Annotated in this window: 15 protein-coding genes and 2 pseudogenes; 14 read left to right on the forward strand and 3 right to left on the reverse strand. The window is 55.5% G+C overall.

Going from position 1 to position 19328, the window contains the following annotated elements:
• Positions 1-116: 116 nt before the first annotated feature.
• Complete coding sequence (locus Thiosp_RS06510; RefSeq protein WP_323696930.1) at positions 117-1319, reverse strand: flagellin N-terminal helical domain-containing protein; 1203 nt, start codon at positions 1317-1319, stop codon at positions 117-119.
• 459 nt (positions 1320-1778) lie between these two features.
• The gene (locus tag Thiosp_RS06515) at positions 1779-3773 is read right to left on the reverse strand and encodes a tetratricopeptide repeat-containing sulfotransferase family protein (protein ID WP_323696931.1); all 1995 of its coding nucleotides are present in this window, start codon (positions 3771-3773) and stop codon (positions 1779-1781) included.
• A gap of 598 nt (positions 3774-4371) precedes the next feature.
• Here Thiosp_RS06515 and Thiosp_RS06520 point away from each other — a divergent pair.
• The 7 genes and pseudogenes from Thiosp_RS06520 to Thiosp_RS06545 all read left to right on the forward strand — a co-directional run bounded on the left by Thiosp_RS06520 (position 4372) and on the right by Thiosp_RS06545 (position 10629).
• A complete protein-coding gene (locus tag Thiosp_RS06520; RefSeq protein ID WP_323696932.1) occupies positions 4372-5574 on the forward strand; it encodes a flagellin N-terminal helical domain-containing protein in 1203 nt (400 codons plus the stop codon).
• 95 nt (positions 5575-5669) lie between these two features.
• Complete coding sequence (locus Thiosp_RS06525; RefSeq protein ID WP_323696933.1) at positions 5670-6176, forward strand: flagellar protein FlaG; 507 nt, start codon at positions 5670-5672, stop codon at positions 6174-6176.
• 95 nt (positions 6177-6271) lie between these two features.
• On the forward strand, positions 6272-7759 hold the full coding sequence (fliD, locus tag Thiosp_RS06530) for a flagellar filament capping protein FliD (RefSeq protein WP_323696934.1): 1488 nt from the start codon (positions 6272-6274) through the stop codon (positions 7757-7759).
• A gap of 45 nt (positions 7760-7804) precedes the next feature.
• On the forward strand, positions 7805-8215 hold the full coding sequence (gene fliS, locus Thiosp_RS06535; RefSeq protein WP_323696935.1) for a flagellar export chaperone FliS: 411 nt from the start codon (positions 7805-7807) through the stop codon (positions 8213-8215).
• 22 nt (positions 8216-8237) lie between these two features.
• On the forward strand, positions 8238-8651 hold the full coding sequence (locus Thiosp_RS06540) for a hypothetical protein (protein ID WP_323696936.1): 414 nt from the start codon (positions 8238-8240) through the stop codon (positions 8649-8651).
• A pseudogene (locus Thiosp_RS24670) lies at positions 8617-8841 on the forward strand (hypothetical protein); the annotation flags it as partial. The gene Thiosp_RS06540 and the pseudogene Thiosp_RS24670, both read left to right, overlap by 35 nt.
• Before the next feature lie 27 nt (positions 8842-8868).
• Positions 8869-10629, forward strand: a complete 1761-nt coding sequence (locus tag Thiosp_RS06545) for an O-linked N-acetylglucosamine transferase, SPINDLY family protein (RefSeq protein ID WP_323696937.1) — start codon at positions 8869-8871, stop codon at positions 10627-10629.
• 59 nt (positions 10630-10688) lie between these two features.
• On the opposite strand, the gene Thiosp_RS06550 is transcribed toward Thiosp_RS06545, so the two are convergent.
• Positions 10689-11828 (reverse strand): class I SAM-dependent methyltransferase, encoded by a 1140-nt coding sequence (locus Thiosp_RS06550; RefSeq protein WP_323696938.1) that lies wholly within the window; start codon positions 11826-11828, stop codon positions 10689-10691.
• Between the two features lie 510 nt (positions 11829-12338).
• Here Thiosp_RS06550 and Thiosp_RS06555 point away from each other — a divergent pair.
• From Thiosp_RS06555 to Thiosp_RS06585, 7 genes and pseudogenes are all read left to right on the forward strand, one after another.
• Positions 12339-12581: a helix-turn-helix domain-containing protein gene (locus tag Thiosp_RS06555; RefSeq protein ID WP_323696939.1), complete on the forward strand. Its 243-nt coding sequence runs from the start codon at positions 12339-12341 to the stop codon at positions 12579-12581.
• A 30-nt stretch (positions 12582-12611) separates the two neighbouring features.
• A complete protein-coding gene (locus Thiosp_RS06560) occupies positions 12612-13505 on the forward strand; it encodes an Rpn family recombination-promoting nuclease/putative transposase (RefSeq protein ID WP_323696940.1) in 894 nt (297 codons plus the stop codon).
• Positions 13489-13770 (forward strand): type II toxin-antitoxin system HigB family toxin, encoded by a 282-nt coding sequence (locus Thiosp_RS06565; protein WP_323696941.1) that lies wholly within the window; start codon positions 13489-13491, stop codon positions 13768-13770. The genes Thiosp_RS06560 and Thiosp_RS06565 overlap by 17 nt, the downstream gene beginning before the upstream one ends.
• Positions 13771-13813: 43 nt before the next feature.
• The gene (locus Thiosp_RS06570) at positions 13814-15361 is read left to right on the forward strand and encodes an ATP-binding protein (RefSeq protein ID WP_323696942.1); all 1548 of its coding nucleotides are present in this window, start codon (positions 13814-13816) and stop codon (positions 15359-15361) included.
• A gap of 88 nt (positions 15362-15449) precedes the next feature.
• Positions 15450-17000: an ATP-binding protein gene (locus tag Thiosp_RS06575; RefSeq protein ID WP_323696943.1), complete on the forward strand. Its 1551-nt coding sequence runs from the start codon at positions 15450-15452 to the stop codon at positions 16998-17000.
• An 82-nt stretch (positions 17001-17082) separates the two neighbouring features.
• Positions 17083-17658 carry a hypothetical protein gene (locus Thiosp_RS06580; RefSeq protein ID WP_323696944.1) on the forward strand — a complete coding sequence of 192 codons (576 nt, stop codon included), beginning with the start codon at positions 17083-17085 and terminating at the stop codon, positions 17656-17658.
• 50 nt (positions 17659-17708) lie between these two features.
• Positions 17709-18962 (forward strand): annotated as a pseudogene (locus tag Thiosp_RS06585) (ATP-binding protein); the annotation flags it as partial.
• Between the last annotated feature and the right edge of the window lie 366 nt (positions 18963-19328).

The raw sequence follows: 19328 nt of genomic DNA on the forward strand, positions 1-19328 counted from the left end.
GCTCGCTGAAAACCCTTTGTCCTCCTGTCAGTGACGGGGCGCGCCGACCGTCTCGGTCGACCGCCCCGCTGACAACCTCTCCTTCCCGTTAGTCGAGGAAACAATCACCTCGTCCTTTACTGTAGCAGCGCCAGCGCGCTCTGCGGCGCGGCATTCGCCTGCGACAGCACCGAGATACCAGCCTGCTGCAGGATCTGCACCCGCGTCAGCTCTGCGGTCTCGGCCGCGAAGTCGGCGTCACGGATGCGCGAACGAGCGGCTGACATGTTCTCAGAGCTCACACTCAGATTGCTGATGGCCTGGTCGAACCGCGTCTGCACCGCCCCCATCTCAGCCCGCATGCTGTTGATTTGATTCAGCGCCCCGTCGACGATGCCGATGGCTTGGGTCGCGGTCTCGCGGGTAAGTATATTCAAGTCGGTCAGGTCTTTGGCAGCGGCGGTCGTCGTGGCGCCTTCAAGGGTAGTCGCGGTTACCTTATTGTCGCTGTCAGTGATGGCGCCACCCGTCACCGTCCAACCAGTGGCAGCTTTGTTGGCAGTAACGGCAATTGTCGAGTTGCCGGCGTTATCAACCCGCACGAAGGCCCGATACCCGGCATCGGCAACGGCTTTATCCCCGCCATCGATTGCCGTTTGAATCGCCTTGTTCAGATCTGAGACAGCTGCCTCAAGCGACTCCGAACCGCCTGTAGTCGCAATTGCGGTGCTGTCTGCGGTGGTAAGCGTGATCGCGCCGATGGTCGCGCCCGTCGATGCGAGCGCCTCGACGTCGGCTTGTGAAATATAAGCGCCCACTTGATCCGTACTGCCAAGTTGCGATGTACGTGAGTCGACGCCCGAGACGGCGATCATTTGCCCCTGGTTGGAGCCGACCTGGAAGAACGCATTGCTCGTCGTACCGTCAAGAATCGATCTCCCGTTGAACTCCGTATTCAGCGCAACCCGACTGACTTCAGAGATCAGTGCCTTGACCTCGTTGTTCAATGCGTTCCTGTCGCCTGCGGAGTTGCTACCATTGGTTGATTGAACAGCAAGCTCGCGGATGCGCTGGAGATTGGAGCCGACGGTACTGAGAGCGGCTTCCGCCGTTTGCGAGAAAGAAATTCCGTCGTTGGCATTGCGCACGGCCTGATTTAAGCCCTTGATCTGGGCGGTGAAGCGCTCCGAGATGGCCAGGCCGGCCGCGTCGTCCTTGGCGCTGTTGATCCGCAGACCAGTTGACAAGCGTTCCAAGGTGTTGCCCAGCATTTTTTGCGAGTTAGACAGATTGCGCTGTGCATTTATCGATTGTACGTTGGTGTTGATAACTTGTGCCACGGTTCGTCTCCTGATTATCCTGATTGGTCCTTAGTTGGACCTTTTAAGCAACCACGTCGGTCTTGAAGGTGCTGTTCGAGCGGCCCTCTCCCGCGCTCTTGAAGAGGCTAACGGCTCGCGGCACATTTCCTTTAGCGACGCCCGAACGGTCATCGCAAGAGGCGTTCTGCGGCAAGACGGCCAGCTTGTTAGCCAGCTCGCCCCGGCTGCCCCGGTCGGACTTGCTCGATGGTTTGAGAGAACCCTTGGGTGATCCGTTAGGCCACCAACGCCGCAAGGACGCGCAAGCGGAACCCACCCCAGTTTGGATGATGGAAACCCGAGAAAAAGCCTTCAAGTTCGGTCTCGGTGGTACTCCGTCGGGTGCAAATCTGCAACCCTGAATATCATTTGAGAAAAATTCCGCGATGGCGCTAACGCAACAGCTTTGAGCCCGGTCCCATGGATTATTAACCAAAGTTAACTGAGATTGCTATCGGCGGCGTTGGAGTTAACCGAAAAAACATCTTCTAGTTCTTTTAGGTAGGCCGCATAGCGCTCCCATTTTCTGATCGAATCTGCATAGATCGGCTTGGTTACTTGGTGCATGCTCGCGGTTCGAACCCTTCTTGTGTGCTTGTGCGGAAGAAGGCAGGCTGAATCAAAAGGTAGATTGCACGCCTCCAACAATGAACGAATTACAACTTCTGGTGAGGTAACTAAGTTCTCGTATTTGACAGAATGGATTGAAATTGGAAGTGTTTCCGACCAGTATTTCATGATCTGCTCGTATTGTTGGTAATGCTCGCCAAGGGTTTTTAGATCGTCGGCATAGGCATGGCCTTTCTCGAACGGCTGGGTGAATATTGACCAGCATGTTGCCATCGGATGACGCTCACAGTGGATGACGGTAGCATCGGGGAAGAGTAAGGTGCTTAGCCAGAGGTGGGCAAAGTTATGCGGCATTTTGTCAACAATATGTGCGGCACTTGAGTTTTTTTGTTCTATCTGCCGGAGGTAATTTGCTGCCATTTTTTTAAAGTCGCATCGACGATAACGACTTAGCACAAAGGTTCCGGTTTTGTCTCGTTTGATCAATTCTGTCGCCTTGTCGCCAAGCCAGGTCAATTCACCAGCGCCGTGCACTAATGGATGGCATGAAAGAACTTGTTCGACCAGTGACGTGCCTGAACGAGGCATGCCGACGACGAAAATTGGACGGGTGCTTGGATCTCCCCAATCTTTGCGCTTAGTGAAAAATTTTGGCGTAATGTGTGCTTTAAGCCATTCGATATTTGTGTGTTCTGGGTCCCAGTTGTGACCTAAGGATTTTCGCCGCAGTCGATGTCCGAGTGAAAAATGCTCAAATGCCTTATGGTATGATTTCGATATATCATAGAGTTTTGCTAGCGCAAAGCAGACGATTGTTTTGTGGTCTGGGTCGTATATTTGTTCCTCCAGTCCTTGATGGAGGCTCTCTATTTCTTGTTTAATCGCCTTGTCGTCATGTAATGCTCCATCATGGACGTAATAGTGGGCTAGCGCTATCACATCATCGGGAGCTAAATCCAATGCGCGCTGGAAACTTTTTAAAGCCTCTTTAGAATCACCAAGAGAAACGAGAAAAATTCCCCGTCCACGATGGGCTTTGCTGCAATTGGGGGAGTGATGGATAAGTCGGTCCATTTCCGCAACGGCTTCTTCTGTTTGTCCGGAATTGTGTAGGCACTGGGCGTGGGCAATTCTCAGGTCGGGTTTTTCAGGTTGGAAAAACATCGCAGAGCGGAAATCCTCGGCCGCTTTGTTCCATGCCTTCTGCTTCATTAAACCCCAGCCACGATTCGCATAGGCTTCAGCATAAGCTGGCGCCAGCCTAATGGCGTCACTGAACGACGCAATTGCTTCAGTCAGTCTATTGGCTTTTTTCAATGCGACGCCCAGCGTATTGAAAATAGTTGGTGAGTTTGGGGTAATGGATAAGGCTTTGTGGCAGCGTGAGATTGCTTCGGTGTGACGCTGTAATTTTATCAAGGTTTGCGCATAGCCATGATATGCCTCTGCTGTATTGGGAGCTTTCAGTATTAGGTTCTCGTAGTGGGGTAACGCTTCGGTGTGTCGATCGAGTGCGGAGAGGGTATCAGCAAATTGGAGTAATGTTTTGGGGTTATCCGGTTCAATTGAAATCGCGTTCCGGTAAGCTTGGCAAGCTTCCTCGTGGCGTCCTGAATGTACAAGCAGGGTGCCATAAGCGGAAAAAAAATCTGCGACCGTTGGTTTTTTTTTGATGGCATTTTGGAAAAGTGTTTCAGCTTCATTGAGTTTATTTTGCTGAAACGCTATCGTGCCAAGCAGATACTCGATTGTGGCATGCTGCGCCGTGGGTAATTGCTTTAGTGCTTCTCGGTAATGCGCCTTCGCCTGTATCAGTTGTCCGGCCTCATGGAGGTTAAAGGCTTTCTCGATGATTGATGTCATGACTTTACCTATATGTCTGCGAAGCCGTCCCGGCCAAGCAGGGAGAATACCTTGTCCTGTGGCTATCCCCGTCCACCGCCTTGTGCGAAAATCCGCTTGATGGGAGTCGGGTCAGGACGTTAAATATTGCTAACGGAGTCCGCGAGCAACTGAGCGATTTGGCTGAATTCGGAGTCCCCTCTATCACCGCAGTGCCGCGCAGTGAGTCGCATGTACTGTCTCCATGGTCATCCCGAAGGAGGCGCAACGCTGATGCCCCGAGCCGTCGCATCTCGACCAAGAGCATCAACCGCTGCCGGCATGGAGGCCGCTTGCGCGTCCTTGCGCCGTTGGTGGCCTAACGGATCTCCCAAGGGTTCTCTCAAACCATCGAGCAAGTCCGACCGGGGCAGCCGGGGCGAGCTGGCTAACAAGCTGGCCGTCTTGCCGCAGAACGCCTCTTGCGATGACCGTTCGGGCGTCGCTAAAGGAAATGTGCCGCGAGCCGTTAGCCTCTTCAAGAGCGCGGGAGAGGGCCGCTCGAACAGCACCTTCAAGACCGACGTGGTTGCTTAAAAGGTCCAACTAAGGACCAATCAGGATAATCAGGAGACGAACCGTGGCACAAGTTATCAACACCAACGTACAATCGATAAATGCACAGCGCAATCTGTCTAACTCGCAAAAAATGCTGGGCAACACCTTGGAGCGCTTGTCAACTGGTCTGCGGATCAACAGCGCCAAGGACGACGCGGCCGGCCTGGCCATCTCGGAGCGCTTCACCGCCCAGATCAAGGGCTTAAATCAGGCCGTGCGCAATGCCAACGACGGAATTTCTTTCTCGCAAACGGCGGAAGCCGCTCTCAGTACCGTCGGCTCCAATCTCCAGCGCATCCGCGAGCTTGCTGTTCAATCAACCAATGGTAGCAACTCCGCAGGCGACAGGAACGCATTGAACAACGAGGTCAAGGCACTGATCTCTGAAGTCAGTCGGGTTGCGCTGAATACGGAGTTCAACGGGAGATCGATTCTTGACGGTACGACGAGCAATGCGTTCTTCCAGGTCGGCTCCAACCAGGGGCAAATGATCGCCGTCTCGGGCGTCGACTCACGTACATCGCAACTTGGCAGTACGGATCAAGTGGGCGCTTATATTTCACAAGCCGACGTCGAGGCGCTCGCATCGACGGGCGCGACCATCGGCGCGATCACGCTTACCACCGCAGACAGCACCGCAATTGCGACTACAGGCGGTTCGGAGTCGCTTGAGGCAGCTGTCTCAGATCTGAACAAGGCGATTCAAACGGCAATCGATGGCGGGGATAAAGCCGTTGCCGATGCCGGGTATCGGGCCTTCGTGCGGGTTGATAACGCCGGCAACTCGACAATTGCCGTTACTGCCAACAAAGCTGCCACTGGTTGGAAGGTGGAGGGTGGCGCCATCACTGACACCGACAATAAGGTAACCGCGACTACCCTTGAAGGCGCCACGACGGCCGCCGCTGCCAAAGACCTGACCGACTTGGATATTCTTACCCGCGAGACCGCGACCCAAGCCATCGGCATCGTCGACGGGGCGCTGAATCAAATCAACAGCATGCGGGCTGAGATGGGGGCGGTGCAGACGCGGTTCGACCAGGCCATCAGCAATCTGAGTGTGAGCTCTGAGAACATGTCAGCCGCTCGTTCGCGCATCCGTGACGCCGACTTCGCGGCCGAGACCGCAGAGCTGACGCGGGTGCAGATCCTGCAGCAGGCTGGTATCTCGGTGCTGTCGCAGGCGAATGCCGCGCCGCAGAGCGCGTTGTCGCTGCTGCAGTAAAGGATGGGGCTACACTATAGGGAAGGAGAGGCTGTCAGCGGGGCGGTCGACCAAGGCGGTCGGCGCGCCCCGTCACTGACAGGAGGACAGAGGCCATGAACGATACTGCACTCTCAATTTCAACCAAGGCATTGCAGCCGACCTATGGAAAAGGTCAGGCGGTGAGTGGACGCGGTGCCTGGGAACGGTCGCCGTCGCCCGATGGGGCAGCGCCACCTCCGCAGACATTGGGCCGTGAGGCGACAAACGCGGTTGTCAATGACCGGCAGGCGTATGGGTTAGATGAAACCCAGGCCGTGAATCCGAGCCAGCGTGCCGAAATAGCCGCAAACGAAACAGCGAAGCAACAGTCGCCGCGCGCATTGCCGGGTGAAGGCGAGTTGGAAAAAGCCGTGGAATCGATCAACGATTTCTTGCAATCAAACAAGCGCTCGCTTGAGTTTTCGGTTGATGAAACGAGCGGTCGCACTGTGATAAAAGTCTGGGATGCCGAAAACGAGAAGGTCATCCGCCAGATTCCGCCAGAAACCGCCTTGGAGCTTATGGAAAAGCTGCGCGATGGCGACGGATTCGCAGCGACTGGGGTGGCAGAGAAGGCCTGACGGTCAAGGTATAACGGGAAGTCCAGTAGGGAAAGGCCGGCAAGGACTGAACGTCAGAACGGACGGCTGGGACGCACACAACCTGGGAGGAGACAATGGCCATTAGCTCACTTGGTGTCGGGTCCGGACTGGATCTCTCAGCCTTGCTGAAAAATCTTGTGTCGGCCGAACGCGTGCCGACCGAGAATCGGCTGAACAATCAGGAGGCCACACTTCAGGCGAAGATCTCCGCCTATGGCAGCCTGCGAGGAGCGCTCAGCACCATTGAGTCGCCGCTCAAGCGTCTGAGCGAGTTCGAGTCCAAGATGAGCGTGACCAACTCCGACAAAGATGCGCTGAGCGTCCAGGCGGATGCGGATGCACCAGCGGGCAAGTTCACGATTGAAGTTGACCATATTGCCACGGCGCAGTCGCTCGCAACGGATACGACCGCTGCTGAGACGTATTTTGCTGTTCGTGAGGATGCCGAGACCAGTGGTGCCAATACTGAGGTCGTAGCTGCCGGCACCTCCGCGAGCTTTTCAGTGCAGATTGGATCGAATGACGCCACTGTTATCGATCTGGAAGGCGGTGATGATGGCTTGACGCTTGCTGATCTGCGTGACGCGATCAACGATGCGGATGCCGGTGTCACGGCGTCCATCATCAATGACGGCAGTGGGGCGCGACTGGTGATGACAGCCGACGAAACCGGGGCCGCGAACACTATTCAAACAACGGCAAATGGTTTCGACGGTGCCGCGAGCGGTGGCATGAATGATGCCCTGTCCTTGGACGGGTCCGACACGGAAGGTAACGGACAAATTACGCAAGCAGCCAGTGATGCCTTGGCGACTATCAACGGCATCACCATTAACAGCGCTAGCAATACCCTTGACGGAGCCGTTGATGGGCTGAGCATTACCCTTCTTGGGGCAACCGACAGTGCCGCGAGCGTGCAGGTTGCCGAGGATCGGAGTGCTATGAGGTCGATTCTGAACGAGTTTGTCGGTGGCTATAATGAGTTGATCAACCAGACCAACTCGTTCACAGCTTACAATGCCGAAAATAACAGCGGTGCGCTGCTGACTGGCGATTCAACAGTCCGCGCGGTGCGCAGCATGCTCGGGAACTCGATGGTGGAGTTCGGTCGCGTCGCTCAGGATTATGGTCCAACGGAAATCGACGGGGAAGAGGTGTCGGTTCGGGTCGGAGACAATCTGGGGCTTGCTAGTCTTGGAATCGTGTCCAGTAAGACCGGAACCCTAGGTTTCGACCAGACTAAGTTTAATGATGCGGTTGAAATCTATGGTATGGAGAACGTCGTTGGAGCGGTTAAGGAAATCACTGGCAAGTTCCATGCGGCGGTAACAAGCTTTAGTGACAGCACCGATGGCATGCTCGCGGCGCGCACGAAAGGTTTGCGCGCGAGTGTCGATGACATTGGTCTGCAACGCGAGGCACTCGACGAACGGATCATGTCGCTGGAGGAGCGTTTGTCGGCGCAGTTTGCTGCCATGGATAGCCTTGTTGCGCAGATGAATTCGACAAGCAACTACCTCGCGTCCCAGCTTGCTAACCTGCCTGGGTTAGGCAGCAAGTAGTAAGCTGGCTGAGCACACTGGGGAGTAGCCGGCAGGGTTGTTCGCATGTATGCTATGGGAATGAGCAAAATCACAGACCAGTATCGGCAGTCCGGCGTCCTGTCGGAGATTGCGGTTGCCGAGCCTTATCGCATTATTCAGTTGCTGTTTGAAGGTGCGCTTGAGCGCATCGCCGTCGGACGCGGCGCCATGCTGCAAGGCAATGTCGCCAAGAAGGGTGAGCAGATCGGCAAGGCCATCAATATCATCGATGGGTTGCGTGGTGTGCTGGATCACAGCAAAGGTGGTGAGCTTGCCGAGCGTCTTGATGCGTTGTATGAGTACATGTCTTATCAGCTTCTTCAAGCAAACCTGAATGACAAGCCGGAGATCCTCGACGAAGTGGCGGGTTTGCTGCGCGAGATCAAATCCGGTTGGGATGCCATCCCGGTAGAGCAGCGGCAGCCGGCTGGATAAGCTCTCTCGGAGTCCCTTGCCTGTGAACATGAGGGCATCCCAGTTTGTTGTTTTCCAACTCGTTGATTTGCTGAATGATTTTCGGAAAGCGACTCATCACGGCATGCCCAGGGATGTCAATGTTATTGATTCAGAAAACGATCAAGACACTAGCTCGGAAAAACTTGCAGATCAAAGTTTCACGACAACAGAACTTGCCGCCCTTGATGAGCGTCTGCGGCAACTGCTGTCATCTCCAGAGTTTGCGCAGGCGGTGGCTGATTCGGAAGCTCGTGACGAGCTAGCTGAAACTCTCCAGGCCATCGATCAACTTCACCGTACGCTGATAGGTGCGGTCAACGATCAGCGCCGTTCCATTGCCGAGGCGCTCCAGCAGCTGCGCCATGACCAGCACGCCGCCAATGCCTACGACCGCGTGCTCCGCTATTCCCTCTGACGCGCACCAAATCCATCAGTCAGAACTCCAGTTGGAGTGTGCTGATACATCGCAGCCTCTGAACCCACTGGCTGACCGACTTCTCGCCGCCGGTCGCTATGCCGAGGCGCTGTCCCACTATGCGCCGCTTTTGAGCACTCAGCTGGAAGATCCCATTCTGCTTGCTCGCTGTGCGATCTGTCTGCTCCAACTTGGGGAATGGCAGCGCGCAACGCTCATGTTTGATGAGGCATTGCGGCTGCATCCGAATTTGGTCGAGGCGTTGCGCGGCCGAGCAGTCCTGCATGCCTTGCAGGGTCAGCTTGAGCAAGCGTTGGAGACCTTCTTGCGTTTATACCAACTCGCGCCCGGTGAACCGAACGGGCAGCACAATATCGCGACTACCCTGAATCGGCTTGAGCGTTACGCCGAGGCAGTCGTTTGGTTTGAGCGCTCATTGGCTGTGGTCCCCGAATTTGGCCGTGCCTGGACGGGGCTCGCTGCAGCGCGCGAGGAACTTGGCGAGCGTTCAAATGCTAGTGAGGCAATTCAACGCGCCCTTGCGATCAACCCTTCGGTGCCTCTGCCGCGCCTGATACAGGCGATGCTGAGCTTGCCGAGAGTGGCCGAATCCGAAGAGCAGTCCGAAGCCACACCTGCTGCCTTTTGCCAGGCGATGGCCGCTTTGACTGAGTGGGCCGATGCCGACCCAAACCACCTGTCGGCGCTCGGTGAGCGCGTTGGCGATCGCCAGCCGTTTCTGCTTGCCTATCGGCCCGGCCAGCATCGCGATCTGCTCAGCGGCTATGGCGATCTGATAGCACGCGCTGGAAATGCCTATTGGTCAGCGCGTGGATTTCTGCCAATGGCGATTTCGCCGATACGGGCGCGGCCGCGCCTTGGTATTCTCTGTTATTTCATTCGTCGTCACTCCGTTTGGGATATCATCGTCAAAGGCTTGGTGCGCCACCTGTTACGTACTCGATTTGAGCTAATCATTTACCATACGGGCGTCGAAACGGACGAAGAGACCCGCTGGGCCGAGCGTCATGCCGAGCGTTTTGTTACCGGGCAGTTGGGGCTTGCGGAGTGGCTGCGGCTGATCCGTGAGGACGCACCTGATGTGCTCTTTTTTCCAGAGATTGGCATGGACCCGCTGAGCTGTCATCTCGGTGCCCTGCGCCTGGCGCCCTTGCAGGTCGCGAGCTGGGGTCACCCTATTACCACAGGCCTGCCCGAGATCGACATGTTTATTTCTGGCGACTTGCTCGAGCCGCCTGATGCCCAGAGCCATTATCGCGAGCGCCTAGTGCAGTTGCCCGGTACCGGCGTTTGCACTGAATGGCTGGATATTAAGCCCGCTCCGTTGCCAGTCAGCTATTTACGCCAAAGGACCCCTGGACGAGTCCGCCTGTTGTTGTGTCAACACCCATTCAAACACGACCCGGCGGACCGATCGCTGCTCGCCGAGGTGTTACGCGCCTGCAGCCCCTGTGAGCTCTATGTTCTCAAGCATAGGCGTCTGTCGCGAGCCAGCGATCTTGCGGTCGAGCTGTTGCGCCAAACGCTGGCCGAAGCTGACTTGGACCTTGAGGTCTTATTCGTCGAGCGCCCGTGGGTGGATCTCGATCAGTTTTTGAGTCTGCTTGCGAACGTTGATCTGTATCTGGACTTACCGGCCTTTAGCGGCTACACAACCGCTTGGCAGGCGCTGCACTGCGGTTTGCCCATTGTGACCCTGGAAGGTCCGACGCTGCGGCAGCGCCTGGCAGCCGGCCTGTTGCGGCAGATTGGACGGCCCGAGAGCATCGCGCGTAACTCCGAGGACGATGTTGCCATCGCCGCCCAGCTGGCTGCGGAAAGTCGAGACCCAGCCTTGCAGGCGGCACGTCGCGCAGAACTGGCTGCAGCTGCCGTCAAGGCGGATCACCAGGTGGAGACCGTCAGAGCGTTCGAGCAGACGTTGGTGGATGCGCTGGCGGAGCTTAAGAAAGGATAATTTGCTAAGGTGCCATTAGCATTGCGTTCGTTGTGCCCCTACCTTGGTCAGCTGCGACTTTAGCATGACGCAATTGCTTTGGTTAAGGTGCGAGTCAAGTGTGAAAAAACTACTGTTTTTTCGTTTTCGATGGCGTTTAAGTGCTTAGGCATCGTATCGGCATAGTCTCGGTAATCTTTGCTAGTCCACTTGTCTACTAAGTCAGAGAATTCTTTGTTTTTTGCTGTGGCTTTTGGATCAAGATTGGTGACTACTGCTAATCCACTTGGGAATGTTGGAATAGTGACAATTGAAAGGTCGGGTCTTTGTTCCTTAAGCAAAGGAATGATCTTCCATGTGTCCCCTGTCCAGAATTGTGTCTTTCTTTCGCGTGACGCTGTTATCTCCTCGAGTGGGAAAATATCATGCAAAAGGATGACAGAATTTTCGTGTGCATTCGCTTCGGCGTTGATAAAATCGCGGAGTGCTTGGTCAAAGGAGTGGTATCCGTCAATAAAACATAAATCAAATTTTTCACCGCCGAATAATTCGTTAACGTCATGCGCGTGAAAAAAATCGTCGCTTGACTGAGAAAATATTTTGGTCCATGCGGTGAGGTCTGCGTTGATTGTCGGTGCTGGATCAATACCTATGCATTTTGTCGGAGGTTGAGCTTGGCCAAGTGATTGCCCGCTTTCAACGCCGATTTCAAGATAGGTCGTGGGCTTAAGGCTGCAATGGAACCAATCCAGCCACTCATGGTATTGCATGCCTGGAAAGCGGTCCTGAGCCATTTGCAAGTGGTGCTGATAAATTGTGCGATTCTCACGCTGCATGGTCTGATTAATAGTCGTGGCGAGTTCTTGCAGTCCGCTCTCATTAATTCCAGCTGCACGCGCTGCTTCCAATTGCGATTCAGCTTGTTTTATTCGGCCGTAACGGGTCAAAATTTCAAGGTAACTCTTCCAAAAGTGGAGTTCTTGCGGGTTTGCTCTTACGGCAGCTTCAAAAAACTGCAAAGCAACCTCAGTTTGGCCGATGCCATCGGCGAGGAGGGCAAGATTGTGATTGGCCTCAGCGTGATTGGGTTTGATACGGAGTATTGCATGATAAATCCCTAGGGCTTCTTGGGTGCGTCCGGCGCGGTGATGCTTGGCAGCGTCATGGAACATTACCGATAGCTGAGTCTTGTTGGAAGAGAGGTTTGGTTGTTCCTTCATTACTAGGTCTCTGTCTGTGGGCGAAAATTCAGTTTAATATCTCAAATTTTTCAACCAGTTTAACCTGTTTGAAATATAAGATTCCAGCTTTCTATGTGAGATAGCTTCGGTTGGTCCTTGGTAACAAAGAGTCGCCGATGCTGGCGTATCCTGTGGCAAGAATCCAGCTCGTTAACACTGATTGCGGTCTTACGCTGCTCGATCATGGGGTGCTGCGGCCAGTGTGGATACCTTTCAATTTTCGGCGTCATCGCTCTGAAAAGGTGCAATCGCTTTTGTTTCTCCGTGAGCAATGCCCTGGTTTTGGTGGTCGCTTTGCGGGCTGTCTTGCTGCTTGCTCGATCCCAGTTTGCGGCTATCATTGGGTATTGGTGTTCAGCATCAAGAGTAGCGATTATCGGTAGCAGGTGTCTGTTTCCCGGTGCTATCAAGCGCTCTATGTGAAATTCATCGGTACCCATCGGGAATACGATGCCATAGACGCGCAATCCGTCGAGATGGAGATCTGACATGGACATTCGCCCGATTAGCACCGAAGAGGACTATAAGGACGCACTGGGTGAACTCTCGGCCTGTTTCAACAATGAACCGCACGCTGATACCACTGACGGCGACCGCTTCGAAATTCTCCTGACGCTTGTTGAAGCCTACGAGACCAAGCACTTTCCCGTTGATTTACCCGATCCGGTCGAAGCCATCAAGTTTCGTATGGACCAAGCCGGGCTAACGCCGAATGATCTGGTGCCCGCTTAGTTGCTGTAGCCTCGATCAAGACAATCCGCCATGCAAACACTGCTCGACCCCACCAACGACTATGTCTTCAAGCGCCTGTTTGTCGGGGCGCCCGAACTGCTGGTGGCGTTGATCAACGACCTGCGCCCCGATCTGCCCACGATCACCGCAGTCGAAATTCTTAACCCCAGCATTGAGCCCAGCGAACTCAGTGGCAAACACATCATCCTCGATGTGCTCGCTCGCGACGCCGAGGGTCACTGCTACAATGTTGAGATTCAGGTGCGCCGTTACGGGGCTTGGCAAAAACGCGGGCTTTTCTACCTCGCGCGCACCCTCGGCGGTCAGCTGCTAGCAGAGGAAGACTACCAAGAAATTCGCAGCTCGGTCGGTCTGCACCTGCTGGCTTTCGACCTCTTTACCGCCACCGAAAGCGAGCGCCAACAAGCCCTGTGGCGCTTTGAGATGCGCGATGAAACCCAGCCCCAGGTCTCGTTGGGGAACATCCTGCAAATGAACCTGATCGAACTCAACAAGGCTGATCGTCTTGGGCTCCCACCTGGGCCGTTGCGCGCCTGGATCACCTTTTTCAAGCACTGGCAGGAGGAACTCACCATGGCCGCCGTGGCTCACGAACCCGTCCAACAAGCCATGAACCGCATCCGCGTGCTCAGCGCCGATGAAGAAGCCCGCCGTCTCGCGTTCGTGCGCGAACGCGCGCTGCATGATGAAGTCTCTTTCCTGAATGAGGCAAAGCGTGAGGGCCATCGTGAAGGCTATCACGCCGGCATGGGCACCATGCTCAGGAAGCAAGTTGCCCTGAAGTTTGGCGCCTTACCCAACTGGGTGGACAAGCAGCTCGCATCAGCGACAGATTCACAGCTGGAAGATTGGGTGGCGGGTGTATTGACGGCAGATTCGCTGGAAGATGTGTTTCACCAATAGGCCGAGGTCGAATCGCTGGCGCGTCTGGAGCCGGGCAAAAGGCGCTGGAGCTGCTCGTGTTGCGGAGCTTTTCGATGCTTTGACGCCCCTTGAACGGAATCAGCAACCTGAAGGGGTGTTCCGGAAAATTCTCAAGAATCGCCGCTTAGTGGTCAATGTCAAGGGTAACGATTACCGGCTGGTGGTGTCTGTTGCCTACTGCTATCAAGCGGTCTATGTGAAATTCATCGGTAGCCATCGGGAATACGATGCCGTAGCTGGTTGACTGATATGGTTTGGTGGCCGTTGCAAACTTTCAGGGAATAGCCATGACGCGTCTATCGCTGCCCATTGGTATCCAGACCTTTGCCGAGATTCGCGAAGGAGGGTATTACTATGTCGACAAAACGGGCTTTGCGTTGCGGCTGTTCTCCGAAGGGAAATACTATTTTCTCTCTCGACCGCGCCGTTTTGGAAAATCGTTGTTTCTGGACACCCTGGCGGAGTTGTTGGGTGGCAACCGAGGGTTGTTCGCTGGCCTTGAGGCGGAGCATAAATGGGACTGGAGTCGGCGTTATCCTTTGATTCGGCTGAGTTTCGGCGGTGGGGTGCTGCACAGCCGCGCCAAGCTCGATGAAAAGATCGATGAATTGCTCACTGACAACCTCGAACGCCTGGGCGTAAGTGCCACGCACCGCAGCCCATCCGGGCGTTTACAGCAGTTAATCAAAAGCACCGCGACTGCTTACGGGGAAAAGGTCGTGGTCTTGGTGGACGAATACGACAAGCCGATTCTGGATAATCTCGGGGACAAGGAAACCGCGCGGGCCATGCGCGATGGACTGCGCGATCTCTACTCCGTAATCAAGGACTCCGATGCCCATCTGCGCTTTGTCTTCCTCACCGGGGTGAGCAAATTTAGCAAGGTCAGCTTGTTCTCGGGGCTTAATAACCTCAAGGACATCACTGTCGATGAACGTTACTCGGCGCTCTGCGGCTATACCGAAGAGGATTTGGACCAGGTCTTCGCTCCCGAGCTGGAAGGCCTGGATCGCGATCAGATTCGCGCCTGGTATAACGGCTACAACTGGACCGGCGATGCCGTTTACAACCCCTTTGACGTCCTGCTGCTATTCGACAGCCGGCTGTTCCGGCCATGGTGGTTCGAAACTGCCACGCCAACTTTTCTCATCGATGTCTTGAAGGACAGACATACCTGGCTGCCGGCACTCGGTGACTTGCGCGCCGATAGCGAACTGCTCTCCGCTTTCGATGTCGGCCATATCAGCACAGAGGCACTGCTGTGGCAGACCGGTTATCTGACGATCGACAGCCAAGAATTTGTCTTTGGCGAATATCGCTATCGGCTGCGCTATCCCAACCGAGAGGTTTATCAAAGCCTCAACAACAGCCTGCTACGCGCTTGGACGGCCGACGGACAGACAACCCTGGCCAACAAGACCCGCCTGGGCGACCTGCTGCTGGCCAATGACTTTGACGGCTTGAGAGACCTGATCACTGCCTTTTTCGCCAGCATTCCGCACGACTGGTATCGCAACAACCCGATCGCCCAATACGAGGGCTACTACGCCAGCGTCTTCTATGCCTATTTTGCCAGCCTGGGGCTTGATCTGACGCCAGAAGAGAGCAGCAATGCTGGTAGGCTGGATTTGGCGGTCAAGTTCAATGGTCAGATTTACCTGATCGAATTCAAGGTGGTCGAGCACAGTGGCGAAGGCGCGGCCATGGCGCAACTCAAAGAAAAAGGCTATGCCGACGCATATCGCGGCCAGGGTCAGCCGATTCATCTGGTTGGGGTGGAATTCAGCGCCGAACAGCGCGCAGTGCTGGGCTTCGAGGTCGAGACGCTGAATTGACTTGGGGTCTGGTCCAGGGCAAAACCTGGCTAGCCTGCTAGACTGCGACCGCAAGCAGAGATAACGGCTACTCGCCTCAGGTCCGCCTATGTCGCGCAAGAAGCTTCCAATCGGTGTTCAGACCTTCGCCAAGATTCGCGAAGACGATTACTACTATGTGGACAAGACAGGCTTTGCCCTGCGGCTGATCGAGGAAGGTAGCCATTATTTTCTGTCCCGCCCGCGCCGTTTTGGCAAGTCGTTGTTTCTGGATACCCTGGCGGAGCTTCTCAGTGGCAACCGGGAGTTGTTCACTGGCCTTGAGGCGGAGCACAAATGGAACTGGGACCGGCGTCATCCGGTGATTCGGCTGAGTTTCGGCGCCGGAGTGGCGCGCGAGCCTGCGGATTTGAAGGAGAAGATTTGGGAGCAGCTTCGTGTCAATCAAAAGGCACTGGGCATCCGCTGCTCGGAGCCAACTGCGCAGGGCTGCTTTGCGGAGCTGATTCGGGAAGCAAAGGTCCAGGCTGGAGCGCCGGCAGTGGTCCTGGTTGACGAATACGACAAGCCGATTCTGGATAATCTGCACGATCCTGAAATCGCACGGGCCATGCGCGATGGACTGCGCGATCTCTACTCCGTGATCAAGGATTCGGATGCGCATCTGCGCTTTGTCTTCCTCACCGGAGTGAGTAAGTTCAGTAAGGTCAGTTTGTTCTCGGGGCTCAATAATCTCAAAGACATTACCGTCGATGCTCGCTACTCCGCGCTCTGCGGCTATACCGAGAACGATCTGGACCAGGTTTTCGCTCCGGAGCTCAAGGACCTGGATCGCGACCGGGTTCGCGCCTGGTACAATGGCTATAACTGGACCGGGGATGCGGTCTATAACCCGTTCGATGTCTTGTTATTGTTCGACAGCGGGTTGTTCCGCCCCTGGTGGTTCGAAACCGCCACGCCAAGCTTTCTGATCGACGTGCTAACCACGCGTCAGACATTTGCGCCGAAACTGGATCGACTCATTGCCAATGATCGGTTGCTGTCGGCCTTCGACGTCGACTACATCGCCACTGAAGCGCTGCTCTTCCAGACCGGTTACTTGACCATCGATAGCATGCGCGAGCGCGGTGCCACGACGGAATACCGGCTGCGATATCCCAATTTGGAAGTGCGCGCCAGTCTTAATGGTGCTCTGCTCGATGCGCTGAGCGCGCGCAGTTCCGCAGTGGCCGAACACAGCTCTCGCCTCTACGATCTGTTGCTTGCCAATGACTTCAGCGGTCTGGAACAGCTCTTTACGGCTTTCTTCGCCAGCATCCCGCACGACTGGTATCGCAACACCCCGATCTCTCAATACGAGGGCTACTACGCCAGCGTCTTCTATGCTTACTTTGCCAGTCTTGGCCTTGATCTGACGCCGGAAGAGAGCAGCAACGCCGGGCGGCTGGATTTGGCGGTCAAGTTCAATAGCCAGGTGTATCTGATCGAATTCAAGGTGGTCGAGCACAGCGGCGAGGGAGCGGCCATGGCGCAGCTCAAGGCCAAAGGCTACGCCGACAAATATCGTGGCCGAGGCCAGCCAGTTCATCTCATCGGTGTGGAGTTCAGTGCCGAGCATCGTGCCGTGGTGGGGTTTGCCGTCGAGACCCTAGCCGGCTAAGCCGAGCGGCTTCGTTGCGGTGGCTTGGCTGAACTGTTCAGCTGCTAGAATCAAAGCATGGAGTCTTCGGGAGACTGGTCACATGAATCACTGCCAGCAAATATCTTGCGCCCTCGTGCTTGCCGGCATGAGCCTGGGGGCTTATGGCGTTGACACCGCGCCGCGCATTTCAGATCGCGAGATCATCGAGTCGCTCGCGCGTCTGGAGGCTGGGCAAAAGGCGCTGGCGGAACAGACCGATCAGCGTTTCAAGGCGATGGAAGCGATTATCGACCAGCGCTTCAAGGCGATGGAAGCGAGGATCGACCAGCGTTTTAAGACGATGGAAGCGGGCATCGACCGCCGTTTCGCGGCTGTCGATCAGCGTTTCGCGGCCATCGAAAAGCGCCTTGATGATCAGATGTTGGTCATGCTCTCGATGTTCTCCGCCTTGATTCTGCTCATTGTTGCACTCTTTGGCTATATCGTTTGGGATCGGCGCACCGCGCTGCGTCCGCTCGAAGCTCGGCTTGCGGAGCTTGAGCAGGACTTGGAGCGCGATCTGCAACTCCGCCACGAGCAGGGCTCGCTGCCAACGCGGTTGCTAAATGTGTTGCGGCAACTGGCGAGGGAGGATGAAAAGCTCGCCGGTGTGTTGCGGAGCTTTTCGATGCTTTGACGCGCCTTTTACGGAATCAGCAACCTGACACGGCGTTCGGCAAGAATCTGATGTTGCGCAAAAAGCTTCCGGTTGGTGTCCAGACTTTCGCCAAGATTCGCGGAGATAATTATTACTATGTCGACAAGACAGGCTTCGCCTTGCGGCTGATCAAGGAAGGCAGCCACTATTTTCTCTCCCGTCCGCGCCGCTTTGGCAAGTCGCTGTTTCTGGATACCCTGGCGGAGCTCTTCAGTGGCAACCGGGAATTGTTCGCTGGCCTTGAGGCGGAGCACAAATGGAACTGGAGTCGGCGTCATCCGGTGATTCGGCTGAGTTTCGGCGGTGGGGTGCTGCACAGCCGCGCCAAGCTCGATGAAAAGATCGATGAATTGCTCACTGACAACCTCGAACGCCTTGGCGTGAGCGCCACGCACCGCAGTCCATCTGGCCGTCTCCAGCAGTTAATCAAGAGCACTGCGACTGCTTACGGGGAAAAGGTTGTGGTCTTGGTGGACGAATACGACAAGCCCATTCTGGATAACCTCGGGGACAAGGAAACCGCGCGGGCCATGCGCGATGGGCTGCGCGATCTGTATTCGGTCATCAAGGACTCGGATGCCCACCTGCGCTTTGTCTTCCTGACCGGAGTGAGCAAATTCAGCAAGGTGAGCTTGTTTTCCGGGTTGAATAATCTGAAGGATATCACCGTCGATGCGCGCTACTCTGCGCTCTGCGGTTATACCGAAGAGGATCTGGATGGCGTCTTCGCACCCGAGCTGGCAGGTTTGGACCGCGAACAGATTCGCGCTTGGTATAACGGCTACAACTGGACCGGCGATGCCGTCTACAACCCCTTTGACGTGCTGCTGCTATTCGACAGCCGGCAATTTCGCTCCTGGTGGTTCGAGACCGCCACGCCGACATTCTTGATCGAGGTTCTGGCCGGGCGGCACACGTTTGCACCCAGTTTGGAGCGCCTGCTGACGGACGAACAGCTTCTTTCGACCTTCGATGTCGACTACATCGCCACGGAGGCTTTGCTGTTCCAGACCGGCTATTTGACGATCGATCACATGCGCCAGCACGGAGCGGTGACTCAGTATGTCTTGCGCTACCCAAATCTGGAAGTTCGCTCCAGTCTGAACAATGCCTTGCTGCATCAGCTGCGCGGTCGCGCGTCAGACACGCCAAGCCAGGCCGCACGCCTCTACGACCTGCTCGAAGCGAATGATTTCAGTGGCTTGAAAGACCTCTTCACCGCCTTTTTCGGCAGCATTCCGCACGACTGGTATCGAAACAATCCCATCGCCCAATACGAGGGCTGATATGTTTTGACCTGTCAATGTTTGGTAGTAACTATTGTTTAACCACCTCTTCTTCTTTGTCTTTTTTCGAAAACGTTGTTCTCGGGCCGGTGATGGCAAACACCTTGGCTCAGGGCACCCAGCGGCAGACTGCGACGGTGGATCATGCTGATATACGTGGATTGGGTACCACCGGACTTCACTGCGTCGCGGAGCTGGCCTTTCTCTAAGAGCAGGGATCGGCACGTGGGATGCCCATGATGGGATTCTCCCGCGCACCACCGGTATAGCCCAAACAAGGGTTCTCCACACCGGCCGCGGATGCCCTGAATCAAGGTGTCTGTTGGGTTCTCCATGGTTGAATCGATTGGGGTTGCGTCAGCG

This window comes from Thiorhodovibrio litoralis, from assembly GCF_033954455.1.
Lineage (GTDB): Bacteria > Pseudomonadota > Gammaproteobacteria > Chromatiales > Chromatiaceae > Thiorhodovibrio > Thiorhodovibrio litoralis.

Coding starts and splice junctions, on each gene's coding strand:
- Thiosp_RS06550 (WP_323696938.1), bottom strand. CDS start 11,828: ATGAAGGAACAACCAAACCTCTCTTCCAACAAGACTCAGCTATCGGTA.
- Thiosp_RS06565 (WP_323696941.1), top strand. CDS start 13,489: ATGTGTTTCACCAATAGGCCGAGGTCGAATCGCTGGCGCGTCTGGAGC.
- fliS (WP_323696935.1), top strand. CDS start 7,805: ATGTATGCTATGGGAATGAGCAAAATCACAGACCAGTATCGGCAGTCC.
- Thiosp_RS06560 (WP_323696940.1), top strand. CDS start 12,612: ATGCAAACACTGCTCGACCCCACCAACGACTATGTCTTCAAGCGCCTG.
- Thiosp_RS06580 (WP_323696944.1), top strand. CDS start 17,083: ATGAATCACTGCCAGCAAATATCTTGCGCCCTCGTGCTTGCCGGCATG.
- Thiosp_RS06515 (WP_323696931.1), bottom strand. CDS start 3,773: ATGACATCAATCATCGAGAAAGCCTTTAACCTCCATGAGGCCGGACAA.
- Thiosp_RS06545 (WP_323696937.1), top strand. CDS start 8,869: ATGTTTGATGAGGCATTGCGGCTGCATCCGAATTTGGTCGAGGCGTTG.
- Thiosp_RS06575 (WP_323696943.1), top strand. CDS start 15,450: ATGTCGCGCAAGAAGCTTCCAATCGGTGTTCAGACCTTCGCCAAGATT.
- fliD (WP_323696934.1), top strand. CDS start 6,272: ATGGCCATTAGCTCACTTGGTGTCGGGTCCGGACTGGATCTCTCAGCC.
- Thiosp_RS06570 (WP_323696942.1), top strand. CDS start 13,814: ATGACGCGTCTATCGCTGCCCATTGGTATCCAGACCTTTGCCGAGATT.
- Thiosp_RS06525 (WP_323696933.1), top strand. CDS start 5,670: ATGAACGATACTGCACTCTCAATTTCAACCAAGGCATTGCAGCCGACC.
- Thiosp_RS06555 (WP_323696939.1), top strand. CDS start 12,339: ATGGACATTCGCCCGATTAGCACCGAAGAGGACTATAAGGACGCACTG.